Origin of the sequence: Burkholderia aenigmatica (assembly GCF_902499175.1) — a bacterium.
Classification (GTDB): Bacteria; Pseudomonadota; Gammaproteobacteria; order Burkholderiales; family Burkholderiaceae; genus Burkholderia; species Burkholderia aenigmatica.
The window spans coordinates 1-24677 of record NZ_CABVQC010000097.1 but is presented as its reverse complement, the minus strand read 5'-3'; the positions used below and the strand labels follow the sequence as shown (position 1 = coordinate 24677).

The following is a 24677-nucleotide window of genomic DNA, read 5'->3' as shown; positions in this document are numbered from 1 at the left end:
CTCCAATGCAAACCAAAGTAGACGTTGGAGGCAGGCGATTCATTTACGTTCAATCAAGAATCGAACGCTACACTAGCGTAATTTCAGGCCAAGCGCTGGCCGGGCTGTTCCCGTAAGGCGTTCCGATAAATTCCACGATGTTGCGATCTCGTTCCGGTAGGAAGCGCTGATTGTTTCATACCGTGGACGTTTGCGAAATATCTTGCAGTCGCATCGCCGTACGCTGTGTCACGCAGTGTGTCCCGTTCGCGTGCCGGAACGCCGTAGTAGCATGTTCCGAAGGTTAAACGTCACTCACCGACGAGCCATCTGGCAAAACGCTCCGCCGTTGCCGGTTCCATCACAATCGCGGAAAGTGGGTGCATGAATGACATTCATCGCACCAACGATTTGCCGTTGCTGTCCCAGCTACTTCCTCGAAGGCAGTATTGCCCACAAGTACCTGCTGGAAGGGTCCAACGACGAGCAGGTGGTGCGCTGGCGGCTGCTGTGGGAAGACACGCGATACCGGGATGGCAGCATTCCGGCGGAGGAGGGAACTTACGTCCCCGAACCTGTCACGTTGTCGCCGCTCGATCAAGCTGCGGTAGCCGATGCTGGCAAGCAATCGACGAACGAACAGGTTCCATGATGTTGAATATTTTGACCATGACCGCCGAGCAGGAACAGGATGCGCGCGCCAAGGCGTTTTATCTGCTCAAGAAATGGACGAGTTTCACGTTCCTGGAATACGCCGTTGGACTCTATCGGGATTTTCTCGGCGCGTACGCAAGACAACTGGACGCACCGAGCCCGAATCAGGTGGAACTTGAGGAGGCCTACAGGCATGACTTCCAGGGGGCGCTGGTGCAAATGGATCTGGGCATCGATGCATTGCGCCGGGGTCTCGACAAACGAGCGGCATACGACGCGCTGATGACAGGAAGCCAGCAAGCTGGCGACCTGTTGTTTGGACGGAGTGCGCTTGAAATCGGTCGTAAATACGATCCGTTTTTTCATTCACTGGGACTGAAGGACACCAGCTTTGCGGACCCGGTGTATGCCACGGGGTTCGCGGAGGGCGTGTGGATCGAGAGATTGATCGGCTACGCGCTCAAGTGCACGGTCGGATTCGGTTTTACCGGGATGCTTGCATACGGAACACGTGCGGATGGCGGGACCCGCGTTTTTGAGCACTGGACCTATGAATCCATGTTCGAAGAGGCGCCTCTTCCGGCTTGGCAGTATTGGCCACCCGGTCGCAGCTATCCCGCATCGCTTCCTCCCTGTCCCCCCAGGAACGAATCCGGCAGCGGCGAGGTTTGCAGCGATCAGGCGATTCCTGTCGAGGGTATCTGGGAACCTTGGTTTCCGGCCGGCAAAGTCGGCTGTCCGAGTTACTTCCTCAAAGACAGTATTGCCCACAAGTACCTGCTGGAAGGAGCCAACGACGAACAGGTGGTGCGCTGGCGGCTGCTGTGGGAAGACAAGCGTTACCACGATGGCAGCATTCCGGCGGAGGAGGAAACTTACTTCCCCAAGCCTGTCGCGTAACCGCGGCTGGGTCCTGCCCGGAGAGCCTAGTCCGCGCACCGGTTACGCGCAAAGCCCGGCCGTGAAAGATCCGGTTTATGTCGCGGCCGGAGCGTCCATGCCGGGGCCGCACCGCGCAGCGTGGGGGATGGTCATTCGGCATTGTGGCGATCCTAAACCGGACCATTGAATCGCGGCCGAGGCGGAGTGCCCGCATGCAAGCCCGTGTCGAAAATAGACGAGTCCGCGTCGGAAGCATACAAGTCCCCGCCACGCTTTCGAACTAACGTGACAGGCCTCTCTTACACGATCGTTAGTCTGGAGCCGACATGTCCGATTTCATCACCGTCTTGCGCGAAACCTGCCCGACCCCCGTCCTTGACGCGACCAAGTGGAAGCGCATCGGCGGCGATCCGCACACCGTGAACCTGAACGCTTACCTCTCGAAGGACGGCAGCAAGATCATGGGCACCTGGATCTGCACGCCGGGCAAGTTCGAGGTGAACTACGAGAAATGGGAGTACTGCCACTTCCTCGACGGCTACTGCATCATCACGCCGGAAGGCGAGGAGGCGGTGCACCTCAAAGCCGGCGACGTGTTCGTGATCGAACCTGGGATGAAAGGGACGTGGGAAGTGGTGGAAACGGTGCGCAAGTACTTCGTGTTCGCCTGAGTGAGTGGATCGGATCGGCCTGCGCAAAAGGCGCCGGTCGTCCCGACACGTTGAGCCGCACCCTTCAGCCGATACCATCGAACGGGGATGGCTGCCGGGATGACCCGCGGCGGATTCCGGCTCAATAAAACTCGTTCCGGTTCGGAAACAGCTCGCCGAGCGGGGTCGCGTGCCCGGCCGGTTCCGCTATCCCGCCAATCGCGCCGGGTGCCTGACGCTCGCGATACGCGCTCGGCGACATCCCGTACGCGCGCCGAAACTCGCGCCCGAGATGTGACGCATCGGCAAATCCGCAGGCGGCCGCGATTTCGGAAATGTTCTTGTCCAGATGCGTCAGCATCCATGCGGCCGTGCGAATCCGGATGGCCCGGTAGCACGCTGCCGGCCCGCTGCCGGTCGCTTCCCTGAACAGCCGTTCCAGCTGTCTCGACGAGACGTCCAGCCGTCGCGCCAGCTCGTCGATCGTAATCGAGTGGCTGATGTGTTGTTCCATCAGCAGGATCGCGCGCTTCACCTTCGGATGCGCGTTGGGTGCGACGCCGGGCGGATGCGGTTGCGGCGCGCTGACCGTTTCGCGCCCGTCTACCAGCAGGATCCGGAGCGCCTTGTAGACGATCGACGGCTCGATGTGCCGCACCAGGATCGCGGCCGCGACGTCAATCGACGCGCGTCCGCCGGAGCAGGTCACGCGCCGGCCGTCCACCACGTAGAGGCGATCGGACACCACGAGCTTCGCGTCGACGGACGGAAACCGCTCGATGAAATCCCAGTAGTGAAACCAGCTGATGCAGATCCGGTGTCCGGCCATCACGCCCGCACGTGTCAGCGCGAACGCGCCCGTGCAGATGCCGACCAGCATCGCACCGGTCGATGCGGCCGCGCGAATGAATTCCAGCGTGGCCGCGTCGAGTTCCGAGCGGGCATGCAGGAGCCCGCCCACGACGACCACGTAGTCGTATTCCTGACGCGCGTTCAACGACTCCCACGCCGGGATCTGGATCCCGCAGCTGGCGCGAACGGGGGCGGCCATGTCGCCGAGGATCGTCCACGACAGTCTGACCGGACGGCTGTTGTCGCCTTCGTCGGCCGCGAGCCGCAGCACGTCGATCATGCCCGAGAACGCCGTCAGCGTGAAATTCGGCAACAGGACGAAGCCGAACCGGATACGTGCCGGCGTGTCGGGTTCCGGCGGGCTTGCGACAGGCGCTGCATGACTCATGACGATGCGCGAATAAGGCAGCTGCTCGCGCAGATGCGAAACAAGGAGGGCCGGCGCGATGCTCGGCGAATCGCACCGGCGGGCAACGTGGGCCGCAGCGCCGGGTTGCCGTGCGGATGGACGTCGTGAACGACGCGGCCGGGATATCGCCGGCCGGGTCGAGTCGGAAACATCGCCGCGGCATGGCAGTCGTCGGCGCAGGGCGCCACGCACCCGAAACTCGCGAAGCCCGATGCGACCGACTCGCCGGTAGCGGCAACCGCGCGCCTGCCTGCGCGCGTCGATGTGTCCTCAGGCCGACGACATGCCGCGGCGGCTGAGGCTCGACTGCGCATCGCGGCTGCGCTGGTTGAGCCACGCGGCGATCAGCACGAGCCCGGCGAGCACGCCGGTTGCCGCGACTTCCATCCGGTGGCCGTCGAGGAACAGCATCGTGACGAGCGTCCCGCAGATGAACACGATGACTGCCCACGTGAGCCACGGGAACATCCACATCCGCAGCGTCAGCGCCGAACCGCTCACGTCGAGCATGCGGCGCATCCGCAGTTGCGACACCGCGATCACCAGATACACGAGCAGCGCGATCGCGCCGGACGTCGCGATCAGCACGTTGAACACCTGTTCCGGTACCACGTAGTTCGCGATCACGGTCAGGAAGCCGAAGGCAGTTGACGCGAGCACGGCCGCGCGCGGCGTGCCGGTCGAATCGGTACGATGCAGGAACGCCGGTGCATCCTTGCGCTTCGACAGCGAGAACAGCATCCGCGACGCGGTGTACAGCGCCGAGTTCAGGCAGCTCGCGACCGACACGAGCACGATCACGTCGATGATCGCTTTCGCATGCGGGACGCCAAGCAGTTCCATCACGCGCTGGTACGAGCCGTGTACCGGCAGCAGCGGGTCGTTCCACGGCACGATCGCGGTGACGAACAGGATCGAGCCGAGATAGAACAGCGAGATGCGCCAGATCACCGAATTCGTCGCGCGCACGATCTGCCGCTCCGGATGCTCGGATTCGGCCGCGGCGATCGTCACGATCTCGGTGCCGACGAACGAGAACATCGTCATCAGCATGCCGGCGAACACCGCGCCGATCCCGTTCGGCATGAACCCGCCGTGCGTGACCAGGTTCGAGAAGCCCGACGCGTGGCCGCCCGGCAGCAGCCCGAACACGGCCGCACCGCCGATCGCGATGAACACGGCGATCGCGACGACCTTGATCAGCGCGAACCAGAATTCGAACTCGCCGTAGTTCTTGACGGAGAACAGGTTGGTCACCGTCAGCAGCAGCGTGACGCCGAGCGCAAAAATCCACGTCGCGATACCCGGGAACCACGCGTTGAGGATGGTGGCCGCCGCCGTCGCCTCGATCGGGATCACGAGCACCCAGAACCACCAGTACAGCCAGCCGATCGTGAAGCCGGCCCAATGGCCGATCGCGCGATCGGCATAGGTGGAGAACGAGCCGCTGTCCGGATGGGCGACGGCCATCTCGCCGAGCATGCGCATCACGAGGACGACGAGCGCGCCCGTCAGTGCATAGGCGATCAACGCTGCCGGTCCCGCTGCCGCGATCGCGTGGCCGGAGCCGACGAACAGGCCTGCGCCGATCACGCCCGCGATCGACAGCATTGTGACGTGGCGTGGCTTCAGGCCTGTCGCCAGGCCCGTATGACTACCATTCATGTCGTCCTCCAATCCCTGTTTCCAGTATCTGGTTTGTTGTTCAATGAGCTGCACGTTGCAGGGAGCCATCGCGGCGTTTCCGCATGCGTTGGCCTGCCTGACGACATGTATCTTCTCGGCACAAAACCACGCGATCTAGAAAATATCCGACCGCAACCCATAACAAATGCGACGCGCGGTTGATCGGCGGCGACACTTTGCGCGTGTGATGCCGATGGAAGCGGCGATGCCCCGGGGCAAACGCGGATTGCGGGACGCGATCGGATATCGGCAGGCGCCTCCGATATCGGGCGCGGATGACATCGCAGTACGCGTGGAACGCGTGACGGAGAATGAGTCCGTACGCCGATGTGGCGCGGCGCGATTCGGACGCTGCCGATCGGGGCGCATGACGGTCGCGAGCCTGCAAGGCATCGCGCAAGCACCTATGATGCAGCGATCCGCCCGTCGCGCCGGCCACCATGCGTGCATGACCTGCGAACACCGAACGTATTTCCGGAACCCCGACCATGCGCATCACCGCGATCCACGAACGAGCGATTCCCGTGTCCCGCTATGCCGATCCGGCGATCGCGTCCGGCGGCCTGACGACGAGTGTGGTCGCGGTCGTCACCGACGTCGTGCGCGACGGCCGTCCCGTGACGGGCTACGGCTACGCATCGGTCGGCCGTTTCGCGCAGGGCGGCCTGATTCGCGAACGGTTCGCGCCACGCCTGCTGGCCGCCGCCGACACGCTTGCGGACGAAGCGGGCACGAACCTCGACGCGTTCCGCGCATGGCGCGCGATGATGGCCGGTGAAAAACCGGGCGGGCACGGCGAACGATGCGTCGCAGTCGGCACGCTCGACATGGCGATCTGGGATGCCGCCGCGAAAATCGCCAACTTGCCGCTCCATCGCTTGCTCGCCGACCGGCTTGGCCGCACGGCAGCACCACGCGTGCGCGTCTATGCAGGCGGCGGCTACCGCTATCCGCATGATGATCTCACGCGTCTGTCGGACGAGATGCGCCGCATCGCCGATCTCGGCTACACGCACGCGAAGATCAAGATCGGCGGTGCGGATCTCGACCAGGACCGCAGGCGTATCGAAGCTGCGGCCACGCAACTGGCGGACAGTTCGCATCTCGCGGTCGACGCGATGAACACGTACGACGCGACGACCGTCGACGCGGCCGCCGCGATGCTCGCACCGTTCGACCTCTGGTGGTTCGAGGACATCTGCGATCCGCACAACCTGCCGCTCCAGGCGGATCTCGCCACGCGCTACGCACCGCCGATCGCGGCCGGCGAGGCGCTGTTCTCGCTCGCGGAAGCGAAGCTGCTCGACCGCTACGGCGGTTTGCGTCCGGAACGCGACGTGCTGGTGTTCGATCCGGTGCACTGCTACGGGCTGCCGAGCTATCTGCAGATCGTCGACCACTTCGCATCGCGCGGCTGGCGGCGCGACGCATTCTGGCCGCACGGCGGCCACCTGTTCTCGCTGCATGTCGTCGCGGCGCTCGGGCTTGGCGGGGCGGAAGTCAATCCGTTCGCGTTCCATCCGTTCAGCGGACTGGCCGATGGCGTGAGTGTCGACGCCGGATACGCCCCTGTACCGCAAGCACCGGGCGTCGGCTTCGAGCTCCATGCCGGCGCACACGACGTGTTTCGCACGTTATCGAGCCGCTGACGCCTGAAGTGCGTCGATCGCGAAACGCACCGCGAAGCCGAGCATCATCGCGGCGACGAAGCAATCGAGCAGGCGCCATGCCAGCACGTGTGCGAACCACGCGCGGCACGCGCGTGCGCCATAGGCGAGCAGCAGGAACCACGCGAGCGAAGCTGTCATCGCGCCGATCGCAAACGGCGCGCGTGCGGCGGGCGCGTGGCTCACGATCACGGTGCCGAGCAGCAGCACGGTGTCGATCCACGCATACGGATTGAGCAATGAGACGGCGGCGGTCGCGAGCACCGTGCGCGACCGCGTGGGTTCGCTGCCCGAGCGTGGTCCATCGACGTGCTCTGGCTGTCGCCGCCGGATCGCGGAGCGCAGGGCGAGCAGGCCATAGCCGGCGAGATACGCGATGCCGGCCCACAACGCGGCCGATACCACGCCGGGATGCTGCGACAGCAACGACGACAACCCGTGCGCGCCGAGGGCGATCAGCAGCGCGTCGCTGCCGGCGCAGACGAGGGCGATGGAGAGCAGATGGGGGCTCGAGATCGAGCGCTTGATGACGAATGCGTCCTTGGGGCCGACCGACGTGAACAGGGCGGCGCCAAGCAGCAAGCCTTCGGCGAAGGCAGAGGTGTCGAGCACGAGCGGGCCGACAACCTCTTAAGCTGAACCGGTGATGGTTACGATGAACGAAACGTTAAGGGGCGCCCGGGGGTGTTGTCAATGCCCCGCCAGGCGCCCATACGCCGATGACCGGCCCGACGCCGGTCAGTGCGTGGCCGCTTCGCCGAGGTTGAGCGCAACGAGCGCACAGACGGTCAGCGCGATGCCGGCGAGCTTCAGCGACGACACCGATTCATCGAAGCAGAGGATGCCGATCACGGCCGTGGCCGCGGTGCTGGCGGCGGCCCAGCTTGCATACGCGAGCCCCATTTCGAGGCGCTTCGTCGCGAGCGCCATCAGCCACACCGCGCAGGCATAACAGACGACGGTGAGCGCGGAGGGGAGCGGGCGGGAAAAGCCGGCCGACAATTTCAGGCCGACGGAGCCGAGCACTTCGGCGAGGACACTGACGCCCAGCAGAAGCCAGGCAGACTGGAGCGGGGACACGAACGGCCTCCTTCCCCCGACGCTTATACCGAGCGGCGAGGAGAAGTGGCGGTGTCAGCGGTACCCAGGATGAACGGAGCTTAGTACGCGCGGCGGCCCGGCACAAGGCACGCAGCGTGCCCGTTACTTGCCGTCGGCCTGTCCGGACGCCCACTCGGGCCGCTGCCCGAGCGCGTCGAACAGCCGAACGATCTCGGCTTTCACTTTCTGCACCGCGTTGCTGACGAGCGCCGTATCGTGCCAGCACAGCGACAGGTCGCGCGCGAACAGCCGGTGCGCGACCGTCGACAGCTTGAGCTTGCGCTCCTCGATCTCGACGTGCGCGGCCGTCCACGGCAGGATCGTCACGCCGAGCTGCGCCATCACGGCCGCGAACAGCAGCCCGGTCGAGCTCGCCTCGAAGCTGATCTCGTACGACAGCCCGGCCTCGCGCATCGCCCAGTCGACCCGGTTGCGGATCGTGTTCGGCGCGCTCGGCAGCACGAGCGGCATCCGCGCGATCGCGTCGAGCGGCACGGGATCGTCCGGCACCTGGAACCCGGGCCACGTGATCAGGTACAGCGTCTCCGTCAGCAGCCGGTGGATCGCGATGCCACGCGTGTCGACCGCGTCGACGACGATCGCGAGATCGAGCCGTGCGCGTTCGAGCAGCGTGTCGAGATCGGCGCTCGGCGCCTCGATCAGCTCCAGCATGATGCCCGGGTAGCGGTCGCGCACTGCGCGTGCGAGCGGAATGGCCAGCACGCGCGCGGTGCTCGACGGCATCCCGACCGTCACGCGGCCCTGTGGCGTGTCGGCGTCGCGGCGCAGCAGCTCGCGCGTGCCGTCGGCCTGGCGCAGCAGGTCGAGCGCGTGCTGATACAGCGTGCGGCCGGCGGCGGTGGGCGCGACGCCGCGCACGCTGCGTTCAAGCAACTGCATCCCGAGATCCTGTTCGAGATTGCGCATCTGCTGGCTGACCGCCGGCTGCGCGACATGCAGCGCCTCGCTCGCATGCGTGACGTTGCCGCATTCGACGACCTTCACGAAATAGCGCAACTGCCTCAAGTCCATCGCCGCCGCCTCCCGATTCGAGCCATAAGCCAATCCGATCGAGCAAGATGAATATCATATTTTTCCCCGATCGATGGGGTTTCTATACTCGTCTCACAAAAGAGCCAGCCTCCCGGCCATCCCGGACCGGACGCGGCAAAAGCGCCGGCCCCGCCGGCAAGGAGACGAAGATGTTCAAGGCGATCGACGCGCCGGCGGCCGGCGCGAAGCCGCGGCGCACGCCGCTCACGCGCGAGCAGGTCAAGGGCTTCTGGGCCGTGTATGCGGGCTGGGTGCTCGACGGCGTGGATTCGGTGATCTACGCGCTTGTGCTGATTCCCGCACTGACCGAACTGCTGCCGGCGTCCGGCATCGCGGCGACGCCCGCGAATCTCGGGATGTACGGTTCGATCCTGTTCGCGCTGTTCCTGATCGGCTGGGGGCTGTCGTTCATCTGGGGGCCGCTCGCCGACCGCTTCGGCCGCGTGCGTACGCTCGCCGCGAGCATCCTGATCTACTCGGTGTTCACCGGCGCGGCCGCGTTCGTGCACGACGTGTGGGCGTTGGCCGCGTGCCGGCTGATCGCCGGGATCGGCGTCGGCGGCGAATGGGCGCTTGCGGGCACCTACGTCGCCGAGAGCTGGCCGGAAGACCGCCGCAAGATGGGCGCCGGCTACCTGCAGACGGGCTACTACTTCGGTTTCTTCATCGCGGCGTGCCTGAACTACACGATCGGTGCGACCTACGGCTGGCGCGCGATGTTCCTGTGCGGCCTCGCGCCCGCGCTGCTCGCGGTGTTCACCGTGATGCGCGTGAAGGAGCCGGGGCAGTGGCGCCGGCACGATGCACGCGACGGCGACGTGGCCGACGCGCGGCGCGCGCATCCGCTGCGCGAGATCTTTGCGCCGGCCTTCCTGCGCCGCACGCTGACGAGCGCGAGCCTCGTCGGCGTCGCGATCGTCGGACTGTGGGCCGGCTCCGTCTACGAGGCGAGCGCGGTCAGCACGCTGGCGGCGCGCGCGGGCATCGATCACATCGGCGCACTGCGGCTCGCGTCGGTCGGCGCGGCGATCCTGTCGTGCGCGACGATCGCCGGCTGCCTGGTGGCGCCGTGGCTCTCCGAGCGGCTCGGCCGGCGCACCGCGCTCGGCGTGTATTTCGCGGGCATGGCCGCATCGATCGTGTTCGCGTTCGGCTGGGCGTTCTACCAGCAGAACGGGCTCGCGGCGTTCATGGTGTCGCTCGCGTTCCTCGGTTTCTTCGGCGGCAATTTCGCGATCTTCTCGCTGTGGCTGCCCGAGCAGTACCCGACGCGTGTGCGCGCCACCGCGTTCGCGTTCAACGCGTCGGTCGGCCGCTTCATCGGCGCAGGCGTGAACTTCCTGCTCGGCGCCGCGATTCACGGCTACGGATCGCTCGGCGTGCCGGTCGCATGGACCGCGGCCGTATTCGGGCTCGGCATCCTGATCCTGCCGTTCGCGGTCGAAACGCGCCACCAGACGCTGCCCGAATGAGCGCTGCGCCGCGATCGTTCGGAAACGAGCCACACCCAGTCATCAATATCAGGAGTCCGGAATGCAGGCATTACAAGGAATCAAGGTCGTCGATTTGAGCCGCGCGCTGTCGGGGCCGTTCTGCTCGATGGTGCTCGCCGATCTTGGCGCCGACGTGATCAAGGTCGAGTCGGGGCCGCACGGCGACATGAGCCGCGCATGGGGGCCGTTCGATCGCGGCGTGAGCACGTACTACTTGTCCTGCAACCGCAACAAGCGCGGCATCTGCGTCGATTTCCGGCAGCCGGCCGGCCTCGACGTCGTGCGTCGGCTGATCGCGCAGGCCGACGTCGTGATCGAGAATTTCAAGGCCGGCACGATGGACGCGATGGGGCTCGGCTATGCCGCGCTGAGCGCGCGCGATCCGCGGCTCGTGATGGGCAGCGTCACCGCGTTCGGCCCGCGCGGCCCGTTGCGCGACTGGCCCGGCTTCGACCAGATCGCGCAGGGCTATGCGGGGCTGATGAGCCTCACCGGTTTTCCCGACGGCGAGCCGACCCGCACGGGCACCGCGATCGGCGATCTCAGCTCGGGAATGTGGGTCGCGACCGGCGTGCTGGCCGCGCTGTACGAGCGCGAGCGCACGGGGCGCGGCCAGCACGTCGGCACGTCGCTGCTCGAAAGCCTCGTTTCGCTGCTGAGCGTGCACGGGCAACGCTACCTGAGCCTCGGCGACGTGCCGCGCCGTACCGGCAATGCGCATGCGGTGATCGCGCCGTACGGCGTGTTCGAGACCGCCGACGGGCCGCTCAACCTCGCACCGATCACGACCGACATGTGGCTGCGGCTGTGCCAGTTGCTGGACCTGCCCGAACTGCCGAACGATCCGCGCTTCTCGACCAACGACGCGCGCGTCGCGCACCGCGACGAACTGAAAGCGTTGCTCGAGAGCCGGCTGCGCACGCGCGGCAAGCGCGAATGGACGCAGCGTTTCGTCGACGCCGGGCTGCCGGCCGGGCCGATCAACACGCTCGACGAAGTGTTCGACGATCCGCAGCTCGCGCATTGCGGGCTGGTCGAGCCGGTTGCGCATCCGACGCTCGGCACGCTGCGCCAGGTCGTCACGCCGCTCGGCGGGATGGGGGGCGAGATGCCGGCGCCGCGCACGCGCCATGCGCCGCCGCTGCTCGGCGAGCATACGGTCGACGTGCTGCGCGAAGCGGGCTACGGCGACGACGCGATCGACGCGCTGCTGGCCGGGCGTGCGATCTTCCAGGCGGAAGCGGTGGCGGAGGTCGTGCAATGAGCGATACGACGAAACACGAAGGGGCGTCGAACGTGACGGTCGACATGATCGGCGAGCGGATCGCGCGCGTACGGTTCGCGAATCCGGCGCGACGGCATGCGCTCGACGCGCCATTGCTCGATGCGCTCGTCGCGCGTCTCGATGCGCTGGCCGAACATCGTCCGCCACCGGTCGTGATCCTGTCGAACGACGGCAGCGGCGACGTGTGGAGCGCGGGGCACGACCTGCGCGAACTGGCCGACGATCGCGATCCGCTCGCGTACGGCAAGCCGCTCGAACGGGCGCTGCGGCGCGTGCGGACCTATCCGGGCGCGGTGATCGCGGCGGTGGCGGGTTCGGCGTGGGGCGGGGCGGTCGATCTCGTGATGAGTTGCGACCTGGTGGTCGCGGCGCGCGACGCGCGTTTCGCGATGACGCCCGCGAACATCGGCCTGCCGTATTCGACGAGCGGCCTGCTGCGCTTCTACGACAACCTGCCGATCCACGTGCTGAAGGAGATGTTCTTCTGCGCGCAACCGCTCGATGCGGAGCGCGCCGCGCATCACGGGCTCGTGAACCGGCTGGCCGACGCGGGCGGTGTCGACGATGCGGCGCTCGACGTCGCGCGCACGATCGCCGCGAAGGCGCCGCTCGCGGTGTACGCGGTGAAGGAACAGTTGAGGGTGCTGCAGGACGCACGGCCGTTGCCGGCCGCCGCGTTCGAACGGATTGCCGAGCTGCGCCGGCAAGCGTGCGAAGGCGCGGATTTCGACGAAGGGTTGCGCGCGTTTGCGGAGCGACGCGCGCCGGTGTTTCGCGGCGTCTAGGCGACGTGTTGCGCGAGCCGGGCGCGCATGCGACGCGAGCGCGCGGACGCGCTGCGCGGGTATCGGCTGTGTCGTTCGTAGCCGCCCGCGCGTGCTGCGTCGCCGCGCGTCACATGCCGAGTGCGTGCACGCCGACGAGCAGCAGCGCGCCGATCGCGATCAGCAGCAGTGCATGAACGCGCGTATACATCACGCACAGCGTCGACGCGACCGCGATCGCGCGCGCGGCCCAGCCGCCGTCGAGCGCCTGCAGCAGCACCCACACCGACGCGAGGATCATGCCGGCCGCGACCGGGCGCAGGCCGGCCTCGAGCGCGATCTGCCAGCGCGCGCCCTGGTGCCGCCGCCACAGATGCGCGACGCCGTAGATCAGGAACGCGGTCGGGCCGAACAGCGCGAGCGTCGCGATCACCGCGCCCCAGAAGCCGGCCACCTGCCAGCCGATCAGCGTCGCCAGCAGCGAGCCGGGGCCCGGCGCCATCCGCGCGATCGCGAAGTCGTTCACGAATTGCGTGGCGGTCATCCAGTGATGCACGTCGACTACCTGCCGCTGGATGTCGGCGATGATTGCCTGTCCGCCGCCGATCGTCGCGATCGACAGCGGCGCGAATACGCCGAACAGCGCGGCGTAGCGTTGCGATGCGGTCATCGCGTATCGCTCCCGGCCGGTGTTGCGGCCGCGCGGCGGTATTCGAGCACGACGCTCAGCGCGCCGCCGACCAGCACGGTCCACACGAGCGGCCAGTGCAGCACCGCAACCGACACGAAGGTCAGCGCCATTACCGCGAACGGTAGCGCGCGACGCGGCAGCCGGCGCACGGCGGTGATCGCCATCGAGATCGACAGCCCGATCGCTGCCGCCGCCGCGCCGGCGAGCGCGACATGCGTGAGCGGAAAGCGCGTGAGGGTCGAGAACGCGATGCCGAACAGCACGATCAGCACGGCCGGCGGCGCGATGATGCCGGTGAAGCCGGCCACGGCGCCGCGCCATCCGGCGAGCCGGTAGCCGATCCAGATCGCGAGGTTCTTGACGTTGACGCCCGGCAGCGCCTGCGACAGCGCGAGGCCGTTGAGGAACGCCTCCTCGTCGAGCCAGCGCCGCTCGTAAACGAAGTCGCGCATCATCCGGCCACTCAGCCCGCCGCCGAAGCTGGTCAGGCCGATCTGGGAGAACGCGATGAACAGCGCGAGGACGCCGGGCGACGGCGCATCGCCAGCCGGCGGTGCCGGCGTGGGGGTGGCGGAGGGCGGGGGCATCGGGCAGGCGGCGCGTGGCGATTGGGCGGACGCCCATGTTAGCAAGCGGACCCTGTCAGCACGCTGACATGGGCTCGGCGGCGAAGCGATGAAAGCCCGCGGACGAATCAACGGGCGCGTTCCGGCGCATTCGGCGCATCGGCGCATCGGCGCATCGGCACATCGGCACATCGGCACATCGGCACATCGGCACATCGGCACATCCGTACATCCGTACATCCGTACATCCGTACATCCGTACATCCGCACATCCGCACATCCGCACATCCGCACATCCGCGCATCCGCACATCCGCGCATCCGCGCATCCGGCACATCCCGCGCGCCCGCAACCCCGCAACCCCGCAACCCCGCAACCCCGCAACCCCGCAACCCCGCAACCCCGCAACCCCGCGCAGCTACGCGCGCACGACCGTCACGCCAGCCGCCTCGATCGGCTTCGTCAGCGCGGCGTCGGTTTCCTTCTCGACCACCACGGTGTGCGCCAGCGTGAGCTCGCCGATCACGAACTGCGACGCCGCGCGCAGCTTCGACTGCGAAGCGAGCACGACCGTCTCGGCCGCGCGTTCGGCCAGCGCGCGCTTGATCGCCGCTTCCTCGAAATCGCCGGTGCTGAGCCCCGCGACCGGATGCACGCCCGTGACGCCCATGAAGTACAGGTCAGCGTGGATGCGCGCAATGCCTTCCATCGCCGCCGCGCCGACGGCGACGATCGAATGCTTGTAGAGCCGCCCGCCGATCAGGATCACGTCGATCGACGGATGCGCGGCCAGCGCCACCGCGACACTCGGGCTGTGCGTGACGATCGTCGCGCGCAGGTCGGCCGGCAACTGGCTGACGAGCAGCGCCGAGGTCGTGCCGCCGTCGACGATGGCCACTTGCCCAGGCGCGATCATCTCCGCGGCCCGCCGCGCGATGCGCCGCTTTTCCGCCGTCTCGAGCGCCTCGCGCTGCGCGAACGGCGCGACGGCCGGCGACGCCGGCAGCGCGCCGCCATGCACGCGCTGCAGCAGGCCCTCGGCCGCGAGCTCGCGCAGGTCGCGGCGGACGGTGTCTTCGGACACGCCGAATTGCGCGCTCAGCTCGACCGCCAGCACCTGGCCGTCGCGCGCGAGTGCGTCGAGAATCGCTTTCTTGCGTTGGGTCGTCAGCATCGTATTTGCACGAAATTTCTTGAATTTGCACGAATATGCACGTTACCATGGGCGCCGTCTTTTGTCGAACCGGAGGCTGGGATGGCTGCAACGCGGGACCGTGTCCGCATCGTCGATACGACGGTGCTGTCCGATGACTGGTATGTGCTGAGGAAGGTGACGTTCGATTTCCTGCGCCGCGACGGTACGTGGCAGCGCCTGAGCCGCGAGACCTACGATCGCGGCAACGGCGCGACGATCCTGCTGCGCAATGCTGATACGGGTGACGTGCTGCTGACGCGGCAGTTCCGGATGCCGGCATTCGTCAGCGGGCACGACGGCATGCTGCTCGAGGCCGCGGCCGGCCTGCTCGACGATGCGACGCCGGAAGCACGCATCCGCGCGGAGGCCGAGGAAGAGACCGGCTATCGCGTGCGCGGCGTGCGCAAGGTGTTCGAGGCGTTCATGAGCCCGGGCTCGGTGACGGAGAAGCTGCATTTCTTCGTCGGCGAATACGATGCGTCGTTGCGCACCGGCGATGGCGGTGGCGTCGCGGAAGAGGGTGAGGATCTCGAGGTCGTCGAGATGCCGCTGCAGGCGGCGCTGGATGCGGTCGAGCGCGGCGAGATCGTCGATGCGAAGACGATCATGCTGCTCCAGTACGTCGCGCTGCGGGAAACCGCCGGCGCGCGCACGGCATGACGCCGCTGCTCGTGCTGGTCGCCGGCCCTTATCGCAGCGGCACGGACGGCGACCCCGCACGCATCGCCGCGAACCTGCACCGGCTGGAGGCGGCCGCGCTCGCCGTGTATCGCCGCGGGCACGTGCCGATGATCGGCGAGTGGGTGTCGCTGCCGCTCGCCGTCGCGGCCGGGTCGCGACAGGTCGGCGACGCGATCAGCGAGGCGTTCCTGTATCCGGCCGCGCACCGGCTGCTGCGCCGTTGCGATGCGGTGCTGCGTATCGACGGCGCGTCGCGCGGGGCGGACATGGACGTCGGTCTTGCAAGGCAGCTCGGCAAGCCGGTCTATTTCGCGGCCGACGAGATTCCGGTTGCGCAGGACGATTCGGATAGCTGAACAGGCGGGGAGGCGCCCGGCCGCGGTGGCGCCCTGCATCGGCCGGCTGCCTGCATCGTCCGCGGCCGGTCGAGCATCGCGCCATGCCGTTGCATCGCGCATGCCGCGCCGCGCGCGAACCGGCGTATGATCGCGACGCTACCCGCGCACCGCTCGATGCTATCGCCGCCCCATCATGCCGTTTTCCGATTCCGCTGACTCCACCGCTGCTGCCACTGCCGCACAACTGCCCGCCGATCTCGTCGCCTCCGCCGTTGCTGCGCTCGCGCGCGCCGACGCGTTGCTCGTGACGGCCGGCGCCGGTATGGGTGTCGATTCAGGGCTGCCCGATTTTCGCGGTACGGACGGGTTCTGGCGTGCGTATCCGGCACTGCGTCACGAGCGTTTCGAATTCCACGAGATCGCATCGCCGCACGCGTTCCGTGCGCGTGCGCAACTCGCGTGGGGGTTCTACGGGCACCGCCTTGCGCTCTACCGTGCGACGGTGCCGCATGCGGGTTTCGCGATCCTGCGCCGCTGGATCGACGCGATGCCGAACGGCGGCTTCGTGCTGACCAGCAACGTCGACGGCCAGTTTCAGAAAGCCGGCTTCGATCCGGCGCGGATCGTCGAGATCCACGGTTCGATCCACGCGATGCAGTGCCTGCGCCCCTGTTCGGACGACACGTGGGATGCGGCGCCGTTCGTGCCGGACGTCGACGAAGCGACCTGCCGCCTCGTCGGCGACCTGCCGCGCTGTCCGCACTGCGGCGGCCTCGCACGGCCGAACATTCTGATGTTCGGCGACACCGGCTGGCTCGGTGCGCGTTACGACGCGCAGGAACGCGCGCTGGAAGACTGGATCGCGCAGGCCGGGCGGGTCGCCGTGGTCGAGATCGGCGCGGGCACCGCGATCCCGACCGTGCGCCTGCTGAGCGAACGGCTCGGTGCCGACGTGATCCGCATCAACGCGCGCGAAGCGCATGCGCGCCGTGCGGACGTGATCGGCTTGAAGGGCGGCGCGCTGGCGACGCTGAGTGTGCTCGACGCAGCCTGGCAACGCGCGTGAACCTGCGGGCGGGCGAGACGGCCTGAACGGGCAGGGATCCTGCCGGCCGTCGCCGTTGCAGGTACGCGGCGAATCCGCATACAGTTCAGCCTGTGCCGCCCGCCCGCCCACGTGCGTGCGTGCGGGAGCGGACATCGTCCCGGGCGACCGGGGGCCGGCGGCTGAATCCAGCCGCATCATCGACCGGGAGCGCCCTTGTTCTATTCGATCGTCGCGATCTTCGTCGGCGCCGGGCTCGGCGCGTTGCTGCGCTGGTTCCTGAGTCTCGCGCTCAACGAATTCTTTCCCGCCGTGCCGCTCGGCACGCTTGCCGCGAACCTGATCGGCGGCTACGTGATTGGCATCGCCGCCGTCGTGTTCACGACCCGTGTCGGGCTGCCGCCCGAGTGGCGGCTGTTCGTGATCACGGGCTTTCTCGGCGGCCTCACGACGTTCTCGACCTATTCGGTCGAAGTGATGACGCACGCGGTGCAGGGCGAATTCGGATGGGCGTTTGCGGTGGCTGCCCTACACTTGACTGGATCGTTCGCGCTGACGGCGCTCGGCATGTGGACCGCGCGCGCGTGGCTCGCGGCGGCCTGAGCGTGCCGCCATCGGAGGGTGCGATGGACAAGATCTTCCTGCGCTTCTATGTGCACGAGAAGCACCGGCTGCACTGGAAACCGTTGTGGGAATGGCTGCTGGAGGAGGCGAACCGGATGGGCGTCGCGGGCGGTTCCGCGTTTCGCGCGATGGCCGGTTTCGGCCAGCATCGCGTGCTGCACGAGGACCGCTTCTTCGAACTGCAGGGTTCGCTCGCGATCGAGATCGAATTCATCGTCACCGAGGACGAGGCGCAGCGCTTGCTCGAGCGGTTGTCGCACGAGAAGGTGCGGGTGTGCTACGCGATGATGCCGGCGCGCTTCGGCGTGATCGACACGCTCGGCGCACCGCCGGCGCAAGCGCCGGCGGCATAGGGGACGACAGCGTCAGATGCCGAACATCGTCAGCGACACGGCGGCGCGCGTGACGATCATCAGCAGCACCTGCACGATCACGAACAGCAGGATCGGCGACAGGTCGATGCCGCCGAGGTTCGGGATGATGCGGCGCAGCGGGTTCAGGAACGGCGCGGTGAGCTGGTAGAGGATCGGCATGGCCGGCGAGCGCGGGTTGAGCCACGACAGCAGCGCCATCAGGATCGTCATCCAGATCACGAGGTTGAGCGCCCACTTCACGACGGTGAGCAGCGCGACCACGACGAGCGTCGCGATCACCGAGGCCGGATCGAAGCCGGCCATCACGACCATCAGCACGACGTAGACGAGCGCGGTGAGCAGTGCGGCGACGACGCTGGCCCAGTCGATGCCGCGTACGCCTGCGATCACGCGGCGCAGCGGCAGCACGAGCCAGTTGGTTGCCTGCAGCACGGCCTGCGTGACCGGGTTGTACGGCGGCACGCGGACGGCCTGCATCCAGACGCGCAGGATCAGCGCGGCGCCGAACAGCGTGAAGACGGTATTGAGCAGAAAACGGGCGATCTCGCCGAACATCGTTGGCATCCTTTTTATACAGTCAGTAGCTCAGTAGCTCAGTAGCGTGCGGCCGCCAACGCCGGATGGCGGCGCATCGGCCGACACCTTATCACGCCTCGTCTCGCGACGGGGAGGGGGGCGCGGCGGTGCGCGCGAGCGACGTTTCGACGGCTTCGGCGAGCGCCGGCAGCGACGCCGGCGGCGTGGCGCGCTGCGCCGCGAGCGCGACCGCGCGGCGCGTCAGCAGCGCGTATAGCGTCGCGTGATCGCCGCCGCGCGTTTCAAGCAGTGCCAACTGGCGTTCGACGATGCCGGTATCGCCGCGCGACACGGGGCCGGAGAGCGCGTTCGCGAGGCCCTTGTCGCGCGCGGTCTCGATCGTGCCGGCCAGCATCGGCAGCAGCGCGCGCAGCGCGGCTTCCTCGTCGAAGCCGAGACCGCGCCACAGCTCGACCGCTTCCGCCAGCCCGCACAGCGCGAAGCTCGCCGCGTAGTGCGCGGCCGCGTGATAGAGCATCCGGCCGCCGGCCGGAATCGACAGCGGATGGCAGCCGAGTGCGGCAGCAAGCCGCATCAGCGTCGCATGCAACGCGCCATCGGCTTCGATCGTGACCGAGCAGCCGTCGATGCGGGCGAGGTCGGCGTCGGTGCCGCCGAACAGGTAGAGCGGATGGAAGCCGCCGGTGGCCGCGCCTTGCTGTTTTGCCGGATCGAGCAGCGCGACCGCCGACGCGCCGCTGCAGTGAACGACGGCCTGCTGCGCCGCGCGCGACGTGTCGAAGTGCAGCGCCGCGGCGGTCGACGCGAGATGGTCGTCGGGCACCGTCAGGAAGATCAGGTCGGCGGTGTCGGCGACCTGCTGCGGCGTGTCGACCGCCTGGCAGCCGTCGATGCGCGCGGCGAGGGCGGCGGCCGATACCGGCGTGCGGCTCGCGATCGCGACGACCGGAAAGCCGGCCTGCGCAAAGCGCTGCGCGACGCAGCGCGCGAGACGGCCGGCGCCGATGAAGCCGAGGCGGGGTGTGTCGGGGAGGGACATGGCAGCGGGCGTAAGCGAAAACGAAGCAACCGCCAGTATCGCAGGAATGACGGCGGGGTCGCGAAAGGGCCATTTCTGCATGGACACGTGTGTGGATGACCGGTATGCGGCGCGATCGACGCGTGTATCGGCGCCCGGCGTCACGGTCGAATCACGATCGTTGAATCCGACCCCGAAACATATCGCGCCCGTATCCCGCTTGAAATGTCGGCATCTTGTCTCAAATTTGTAATCGTTCATTACGGTCGCGTGCCCGCCATGCGCGCCGTATCCGGTAAGACTGACCGGCCATGATGTAGCGACCCGACTCGTCGGACGGAATCGCGCGACCCGCAAGGGTCGCCGCAGGCGCTGCAAGCCACGCCGCACGGCGGCTCTGGCCGCGTGCGATTGCAATTTGCAACAAATGCACGATACGCGAGGGGCGGGTTTTCGCTACATTGCTTCCATGCGACGTGCATGCCCGCCGTTGCCGACAGGGGCGCATAAAATACCGCTCCAGCAGGAGAATCGAAGTGAAAAAGCTCATTCCGTTCATCGCCGCCGCCGCGCTGGGCCTGGGTGCCGCAAGCGTTGCGCAGGCTCACGTGTCGATCGGGGTCGGCATCGGTATCCCGGTCGCGCCCGCGTATCCCGTCTATGCACCGCCGCCGCCCGTGTACTACGCGCCGCCGCCTCCGCCCGTGTACTACGCACCGGCGCCGGCCTACTATGCACCGCCGCCCGCCGTGGTCGTCGGCGGCTATGGTGGCTACTACGGTCGCCCGTACTGGCGCCATGGTTACGGCGGCTGGGGCCATCACGGCTACTGGCGTCGCTGATTCGTGCCGCGCGGCCTAGCCGCGCGTGGCAAAACGGCGCAACGTCCCGCGAGGGGCGCTGCGCCGTTTTTTCTTTGGAGCCGCTGCCCGACCGCGATAAGCGGCCCCGGGCAGGCCGGCTGCGATTACACCGCGTGCACGATCAGGTCGCGGTAGCCGCCGACGATCACGCTGTACGAGAAATACGCGAACAGCAGCGCCGACGCGATGTGACACGCGCGCATCAGCCCGGCGCCCGCACGCTTGCGGCCCTGGCTCGCGAGCGTGCACATGAAGAGCGTCCACGCGAGGCCGCCGAGGAAAAAGCCCGACAGGAACACCGACGCGGTGGCCGGCGTAGTCGCGCCGGCTTTCGCGATCAGCGCGCCGCCGACCGCCGCGAACCACAGGATCGCGCTCGGCGACGACATCGCGAGCAGCATCCCGCGCAGGAAACTGCGCCGCGCGCTGGCGCGCGGCTGCGGCGTGTCCTCGGCATCGTCGCCGGACGCCTTGGCGGGCGCGAGCGCTTCGCGCGCCATCTTCCACGTGAGGAACAGCAGCACGGCGCCGCCGCCGATCCACACGATCCAGCGTACCGGCTCGAACTGCAGCAGCACGGCCATCCCCGCGAGCGCGAGCGCCGCGTAGACGAGATCGCCGACGCACGAGCCGATGCCGAGCCAGAAGCCCGGCCGGAAGCCGTGCGACAGCGTCAGCGACAGCATCGCGACGTTCACGAGGCCGATGTCGAGACACAGCGACAGCGACAGAAAGAAGCCGTCGGACAGCATGGAGGCGGGTGGAAAGGTCATCGTCGTTGTCTTGTACTTGTAGCGATGGCAGTCCATGGGCCGGCGGGCGCCGGCCCATGGCGTCAGAGTCCGATCTCCTGCCAGAGCCGGTCGACGCGCGCCTTCACGGCGGCATCCATCTCGATCGGGCGGCCCCATTCGCGGTTGGTCTCGCCGGGCCACTTGTTGGTCGCGTCGAGCCCCATCTTCGAACCGAGGCCGGCGACCGGCGACGCGAAGTCGAGATAGTCGATCGGCGTGCTGTCGACCATCACGGTGTCGCGCACCGGGTCGACGCGCGTCGTGATCGCCCAGATCACTTCCTTCCAGTCGCGGATGTTCACATCCTCGTCCACGACCACGATGAACTTCGTATACATGAACTGCCGCAGGAAGCTCCACACGCCGAACATCACGCGCTTCGCGTGGCCCGCGTAGCTCTTCTTCATCTGGACGATGGCCATCCGGTAGCTGCAGCCTTCGGGCGGCAGGTAGAAGTCGGTGATCTCGGTGAACTGCTTCTGCAGCAGCGGCACGAACACTTCGTTCAGCGCGACGCCGAGCACCGCGGGCTCGTCGGGCGGCTTGCCCGTGTAGGTCGAGTGGTAGATCGCGTCGCGGCGCATCGTGATGCGCTCGACGGTGAACACCGGGAACCACTCCTGCTCGTTGTAATAGCCGGTGTGGTCGCCGTACGGGCCTTCGAGCGCGTGCTCGTACTTGGCCGACGCGTTGCCGGCCGGACGCGGCGGTGCGCCAGCCGGAGCGGGGGCGGGCGTGTCTTCCTGCGGATAAATGAAGCCTTCGAGCACGATCTCCGCGCGCGCGGGCACCTGCAGCGTGTCGACGCCGGGTGTCAGGCACTTCGCGAGCTCCGTGCGGCTGCCGCGCAGCAGGCCGGCGAACTGGTACTCGGACAGCGAATCGGGCACGGGCGTCACCGCGCCGAGCGTCGTGGCCGGATCGGCGCCGAGCACGACCGCGACCGGATACGGCTTGCCGGGGTTCTGCAGCGCGAATTCACGGAAGTCGAGCGCGCCGCCGCGATGCGCGAGCCAGCGCATGATCAGCTTGTTGCGGCCGATCAGCTGCTGGCGGTAGATCCCGAGGTTCTGCCGCGACTTGTTGGGCCCGCGCGTGACCGTCAGGCCCCACGTGACGAGCGGCCCCGCATCGCCGGGCCAGCAGGTCTGGATCGGCAGCCGGTTCAGGTCGACGTCGGTGCCTTCCCAGACGATCTCCTGGCACGGCGGCGACGACACCGACTTCGGTGCCATGTCCCACACGGCCTTCGCGAGCGACAGCAGCTTGCCGGCGTCCTTCAGGCTCTTCGGTGGATCGGGTTCCTTCAGCGCGGACAGCAGGCGGCCGAGATCGCGCAGCGAGTCGAGCGCGGCGTCGTCGCCCGCATCGACGCCCATCCCGAGCGCGACGCGGCGCGGCGTGCCGAACAGGTTGCCGAGCACCGGGAAGTCGTAGCCGGTCGGCGCATTGAACAGCAGCGCAGGGCCGCTGGCGCGCAGCACGCGGTCGCACAGCTCGGTCATTTCGAGCACGGGCGACACGGGCTGCGTGACGCGCCGCAGTTCGCCGAGCGCCTCGAGGCGCTGGATGAATTCGCGTAAGTCTTTGTATTTCATGAAGATGGTCCGGGCCACCCGCAAGGCGGGCAGCGATGGGCGGGCGCAGCGGCCGGCTGCGGCCCCGAATCGACCGACGATTTTACCCGCGCCGCCGCATGCCCGCCCGACGGAGAAAAAAGTCGACCGCGCGCAACCCCTCTACGGCATGGGGCTGGCGATCTGAAGAGTGACGCTAAATTACTTTTTGTTATAATTTCAAGGTTCTATAGTGTTGACGATCTATAAAACCCTGCTAGAATCCGCTCACATTGGCTGCAGGGTAAAAGGCTTCGAGCCGCCAATCACCGATCTTTGACGCAGCGCGTCACCGTCCGCCGAAACCTGCACGGCGTATCCGACGGCCTTAGTCGTAGTCTCGGCCAGCGCCACCAGACGCTGGTTTTTTGCGTGGGTGCCACCGCGTATGCCCGCCTCGCCCAGTGTGCGAAGGTGCCGGCCCTCTTACACCGTGGCCTCGAACGGTACTTATACCGTTTCCCCGATGCTTGCACGCCCCAACCAAAGCGTGCGGCGTCGTGATTCCGCGGCGCGTTACCTGTCTCGCCATCGAGCTGAGCGAGCCGCACGAGTCATGTTCATGGGAGATGATCTGAATGAACGCTTGGTTATCGTGGCGTCCTAGCGAGCAGCATGCGCAATTCGTGCGCAGCATGCTGCGTCGTGGGACGCGTGTCAGTCACCATCTATTCAGCGTTGTCGGCTGTTTCGCTGTCGCAGTTGCGCTCGCACTGTGGCTGCTGCCAACCGTTCGCGGCACGCTCGCCGCGAAGCTGATGCCGGTCGTATCCGCGGCCGTGCAAGCCGGCCCGGCCCGTCTGCTGACCGGCCATCCGCTGCCGAACTTCGCGCCTGCCGGCGCGCAGCCGCAGCAGGAAGACAGCCCCGAAACGGACGCGCTTGCGGTCGGCCTCGACGTCGCACCGGAAGCCGCCGCCGCCCAGGGCGATGCGTCCGATCCGGCCCGTAACGGTCCGTCGCCCGTCGCGCTGGCCAAACTGATCCCGACCCAGCGCGTCGCGGCCGATGCGCGCGACGACCGTGCGCTCGCATCGAATCGCGAACAGGCGCTCGTCGCGACCTACCTGTCGCGCCGTTACCGCGTCGCCCAGGAGCCGCTCGGCCAGCTCGTCAAGGCTGCGTTCCAGACCGGCCGTGACGTCGGCCTCGATCCGCTGCTGCTGCTGTCCGTGATGGCGATCGAATCGGGCTTCAACCCGTACGCCGAAAGCGGCGTCGGCGCGAAGGGCCTGATGCAGGTCATGTCGAAGGTCCACTCCGACAAGTTCGAGTATTTCGGCGGCACCGATACCGCACTTCAGCCGCTCGCGAACCTCCAGGTCGGCGCACTCGTGCTGAAGGACTGCATCGCACGTGGCGGCTCGCTCGCGACCGGCCTGCGCATGTACAACGGCTCGACGAACCCCGAAGATAATGGCTACGGTTCGAAGGTGATGGCCGAGCGCGGTCGCCTGCGTGACGTCGCGCGTGGTCGTAGCGTGCCGGTCAATGCGCCGCAGGCGCCGGCGAAGCCGATCGTGACGGCCGCGGCCGTCACGGCAGCAGCGGGCGGTGCGAAGCGCGTGCATGCGACGCTCGAAACCACGACGTCGGCGAAGTCGACGGCATCGAAGGACGCCGCGTCGCAGGACGACGCGAGCGTCGATACCGCGAAGCAGTCGCACGCGGATCATTCGGAGCTTGGCGCGTAACGTGCGGGGGTAACTGACCGCACGGCTCTGGCCTGCAGGACATGAAAAAGGCACCCGATCCGGGTGCCTTTTCTTTTTGCGGTGACCCATCCTGAAATAGGTTGACACTTTTTCGCCGAAGCGAAGAGGTGCCAAGTGCAACAAGGGATCAAACGAACGCAGCGGG

Annotated in this window: 27 protein-coding genes; 15 read left to right on the top strand and 12 right to left on the bottom strand. The window is 67.4% G+C overall.

The features are described 5' to 3' along the window. Nucleotides 1-367: 367 nt before the first annotated feature. The 3 genes from BDO18943_RS39505 to BDO18943_RS39495 all read left to right on the top strand — a co-directional run bounded on the left by BDO18943_RS39505 (nucleotide 368) and on the right by BDO18943_RS39495 (nucleotide 2186). Nucleotides 368-631, top strand: a complete 264-nt coding sequence (locus tag BDO18943_RS39505) for an Imm72 family immunity protein (RefSeq protein ID WP_235996307.1) — start codon at nucleotides 368-370, stop codon at nucleotides 629-631. Beyond that, the gene (locus BDO18943_RS39500; RefSeq protein ID WP_175026409.1) at nucleotides 628-1533 is read left to right on the top strand and encodes an Imm72 family immunity protein; all 906 of its coding nucleotides are present in this window, start codon (nucleotides 628-630) and stop codon (nucleotides 1531-1533) included. Before BDO18943_RS39505 ends, BDO18943_RS39500 begins: the two co-directional genes overlap by 4 nt. A 308-nt stretch (nucleotides 1534-1841) precedes the next feature. Then, nucleotides 1842-2186 (top strand): cupin domain-containing protein, encoded by a 345-nt coding sequence (locus tag BDO18943_RS39495; protein ID WP_006752094.1) that lies wholly within the window; start codon nucleotides 1842-1844, stop codon nucleotides 2184-2186. 121 nt (nucleotides 2187-2307) lie between these two features. Here BDO18943_RS39495 and BDO18943_RS39490 read toward each other — a convergent pair whose 3' ends face one another. Beyond that, nucleotides 2308-3405: a GlxA family transcriptional regulator gene (locus tag BDO18943_RS39490; protein ID WP_235996306.1), complete on the bottom strand. Its 1098-nt coding sequence runs from the start codon at nucleotides 3403-3405 to the stop codon at nucleotides 2308-2310. Between the two features lie 291 nt (nucleotides 3406-3696). After that, a complete protein-coding gene (gene gabP / locus BDO18943_RS39485) occupies nucleotides 3697-5091 on the bottom strand; it encodes a GABA permease (RefSeq protein ID WP_175026408.1) in 1395 nt (464 codons plus the stop codon). Between the two features lie 509 nt (nucleotides 5092-5600). On the opposite strand from gabP, the gene BDO18943_RS39480 reads away from it, so the two are divergent. Next, complete coding sequence (locus BDO18943_RS39480) at nucleotides 5601-6761, top strand: enolase C-terminal domain-like protein (protein ID WP_175026407.1); 1161 nt, start codon at nucleotides 5601-5603, stop codon at nucleotides 6759-6761. On the opposite strand, the gene BDO18943_RS39475 is transcribed toward BDO18943_RS39480, so the two are convergent. The 3 genes from BDO18943_RS39475 to BDO18943_RS39465 form a co-directional block, all read right to left on the bottom strand. After that, complete coding sequence (locus BDO18943_RS39475; protein WP_175026406.1) at nucleotides 6747-7391, bottom strand: LysE/ArgO family amino acid transporter; 645 nt, start codon at nucleotides 7389-7391, stop codon at nucleotides 6747-6749. The genes BDO18943_RS39480 and BDO18943_RS39475 overlap by 15 nt on opposite strands. A 126-nt stretch (nucleotides 7392-7517) precedes the next feature. After that, nucleotides 7518-7859, bottom strand: a complete 342-nt coding sequence (locus tag BDO18943_RS39470) for a DMT family transporter (RefSeq protein ID WP_175026405.1) — start codon at nucleotides 7857-7859, stop codon at nucleotides 7518-7520. Between the two features lie 123 nt (nucleotides 7860-7982). Continuing rightward, on the bottom strand, nucleotides 7983-8912 hold the full coding sequence (locus BDO18943_RS39465; RefSeq protein WP_175026404.1) for a LysR substrate-binding domain-containing protein: 930 nt from the start codon (nucleotides 8910-8912) through the stop codon (nucleotides 7983-7985). 170 nt (nucleotides 8913-9082) lie between these two features. On the opposite strand from BDO18943_RS39465, the gene BDO18943_RS39460 reads away from it, so the two are divergent. From BDO18943_RS39460 to scpB, 3 genes are all read left to right on the top strand, one after another. Beyond that, a complete protein-coding gene (locus BDO18943_RS39460; protein WP_175026403.1) occupies nucleotides 9083-10405 on the top strand; it encodes an MFS transporter in 1323 nt (440 codons plus the stop codon). Nucleotides 10406-10466: 61 nt separating this feature from the next. Beyond that, nucleotides 10467-11690, top strand: a complete 1224-nt coding sequence (locus tag BDO18943_RS39455) for a CaiB/BaiF CoA transferase family protein (RefSeq protein WP_175026402.1) — start codon at nucleotides 10467-10469, stop codon at nucleotides 11688-11690. After that, nucleotides 11687-12496: a methylmalonyl-CoA decarboxylase gene (gene scpB, locus BDO18943_RS39450; protein WP_175026401.1), complete on the top strand. Its 810-nt coding sequence runs from the start codon at nucleotides 11687-11689 to the stop codon at nucleotides 12494-12496. Before BDO18943_RS39455 ends, scpB begins: the two co-directional genes overlap by 4 nt. Nucleotides 12497-12605: 109 nt before the next feature. Here the strand turns inward: scpB and BDO18943_RS39445 are convergent, their stop codons facing one another. The 3 genes from BDO18943_RS39445 to BDO18943_RS39435 form a co-directional block, all read right to left on the bottom strand. Further along, complete coding sequence (locus BDO18943_RS39445; RefSeq protein WP_043181677.1) at nucleotides 12606-13145, bottom strand: chromate transporter; 540 nt, start codon at nucleotides 13143-13145, stop codon at nucleotides 12606-12608. After that, the gene (locus BDO18943_RS39440; protein WP_175026400.1) at nucleotides 13142-13753 is read right to left on the bottom strand and encodes a chromate transporter; all 612 of its coding nucleotides are present in this window, start codon (nucleotides 13751-13753) and stop codon (nucleotides 13142-13144) included. Before BDO18943_RS39440 ends, BDO18943_RS39445 begins: the two co-directional genes overlap by 4 nt. 397 nt (nucleotides 13754-14150) lie before the next feature. Beyond that, entirely contained in the window at nucleotides 14151-14906 is a 756-nt protein-coding gene (locus BDO18943_RS39435) for a DeoR/GlpR family DNA-binding transcription regulator (RefSeq protein WP_089450074.1), read from the bottom strand. An 81-nt stretch (nucleotides 14907-14987) separates the two neighbouring features. Here BDO18943_RS39435 and BDO18943_RS39430 point away from each other — a divergent pair, with 81 nt between their 5' ends. From BDO18943_RS39430 to BDO18943_RS39410, 5 genes are all read left to right on the top strand, one after another. After that, nucleotides 14988-15587, top strand: coding sequence for an NUDIX domain-containing protein (locus BDO18943_RS39430; protein ID WP_089450075.1), 600 nt, complete (start codon nucleotides 14988-14990; stop codon nucleotides 15585-15587). Beyond that, nucleotides 15584-15964 carry a TIR domain-containing protein gene (locus tag BDO18943_RS39425; RefSeq protein ID WP_175026399.1) on the top strand — a complete coding sequence of 127 codons (381 nt, stop codon included), beginning with the start codon at nucleotides 15584-15586 and terminating at the stop codon, nucleotides 15962-15964. Before BDO18943_RS39430 ends, BDO18943_RS39425 begins: the two co-directional genes overlap by 4 nt. A gap of 175 nt (nucleotides 15965-16139) precedes the next feature. Beyond that, entirely contained in the window at nucleotides 16140-17012 is an 873-nt protein-coding gene (locus BDO18943_RS39420; protein ID WP_175026398.1) for an SIR2 family NAD-dependent protein deacylase, read from the top strand. A gap of 195 nt (nucleotides 17013-17207) precedes the next feature. Next, nucleotides 17208-17594: a fluoride efflux transporter CrcB gene (gene crcB / locus BDO18943_RS39415; protein WP_011351225.1), complete on the top strand. Its 387-nt coding sequence runs from the start codon at nucleotides 17208-17210 to the stop codon at nucleotides 17592-17594. Between the two features lie 23 nt (nucleotides 17595-17617). Continuing rightward, nucleotides 17618-17968 (top strand): DUF190 domain-containing protein, encoded by a 351-nt coding sequence (locus BDO18943_RS39410; RefSeq protein ID WP_043183075.1) that lies wholly within the window; start codon nucleotides 17618-17620, stop codon nucleotides 17966-17968. A 12-nt stretch (nucleotides 17969-17980) separates the two neighbouring features. On the opposite strand, the gene BDO18943_RS39405 is transcribed toward BDO18943_RS39410, so the two are convergent. Continuing rightward, nucleotides 17981-18544 carry a YggT family protein gene (locus BDO18943_RS39405; protein WP_039371016.1) on the bottom strand — a complete coding sequence of 188 codons (564 nt, stop codon included), beginning with the start codon at nucleotides 18542-18544 and terminating at the stop codon, nucleotides 17981-17983. 91 nt (nucleotides 18545-18635) lie between these two features. Beyond that, nucleotides 18636-19565: a Rossmann-like and DUF2520 domain-containing protein gene (locus BDO18943_RS39400; RefSeq protein WP_175026397.1), complete on the bottom strand. Its 930-nt coding sequence runs from the start codon at nucleotides 19563-19565 to the stop codon at nucleotides 18636-18638. A 515-nt stretch (nucleotides 19566-20080) separates the two neighbouring features. Between BDO18943_RS39400 and BDO18943_RS39395 the strand changes: the two genes are divergently transcribed. Next, on the top strand, nucleotides 20081-20386 hold the full coding sequence (locus tag BDO18943_RS39395; protein WP_043181688.1) for a hypothetical protein: 306 nt from the start codon (nucleotides 20081-20083) through the stop codon (nucleotides 20384-20386). A 125-nt stretch (nucleotides 20387-20511) separates the two neighbouring features. On the opposite strand, the gene BDO18943_RS39390 is transcribed toward BDO18943_RS39395, so the two are convergent. Then, entirely contained in the window at nucleotides 20512-21180 is a 669-nt protein-coding gene (locus BDO18943_RS39390; protein WP_089450667.1) for a LysE family translocator, read from the bottom strand. A gap of 62 nt (nucleotides 21181-21242) precedes the next feature. Continuing rightward, a complete protein-coding gene (locus BDO18943_RS39385; protein WP_175026396.1) occupies nucleotides 21243-22799 on the bottom strand; it encodes a UbiD family decarboxylase in 1557 nt (518 codons plus the stop codon). On the opposite strand from BDO18943_RS39385, the gene BDO18943_RS39380 reads away from it, so the two are divergent. Continuing rightward, a complete protein-coding gene (locus tag BDO18943_RS39380) occupies nucleotides 22771-22965 on the top strand; it encodes a hypothetical protein (protein WP_175026395.1) in 195 nt (64 codons plus the stop codon). The two genes, BDO18943_RS39385 and BDO18943_RS39380, sit on opposite strands and share 29 nt — an antisense overlap. Before the next feature lie 430 nt (nucleotides 22966-23395). Then, nucleotides 23396-24511, top strand: coding sequence for a lytic transglycosylase domain-containing protein (locus BDO18943_RS39375; protein WP_043181694.1), 1116 nt, complete (start codon nucleotides 23396-23398; stop codon nucleotides 24509-24511). The last annotated feature ends 166 nt before the right edge of the window (nucleotides 24512-24677 follow it).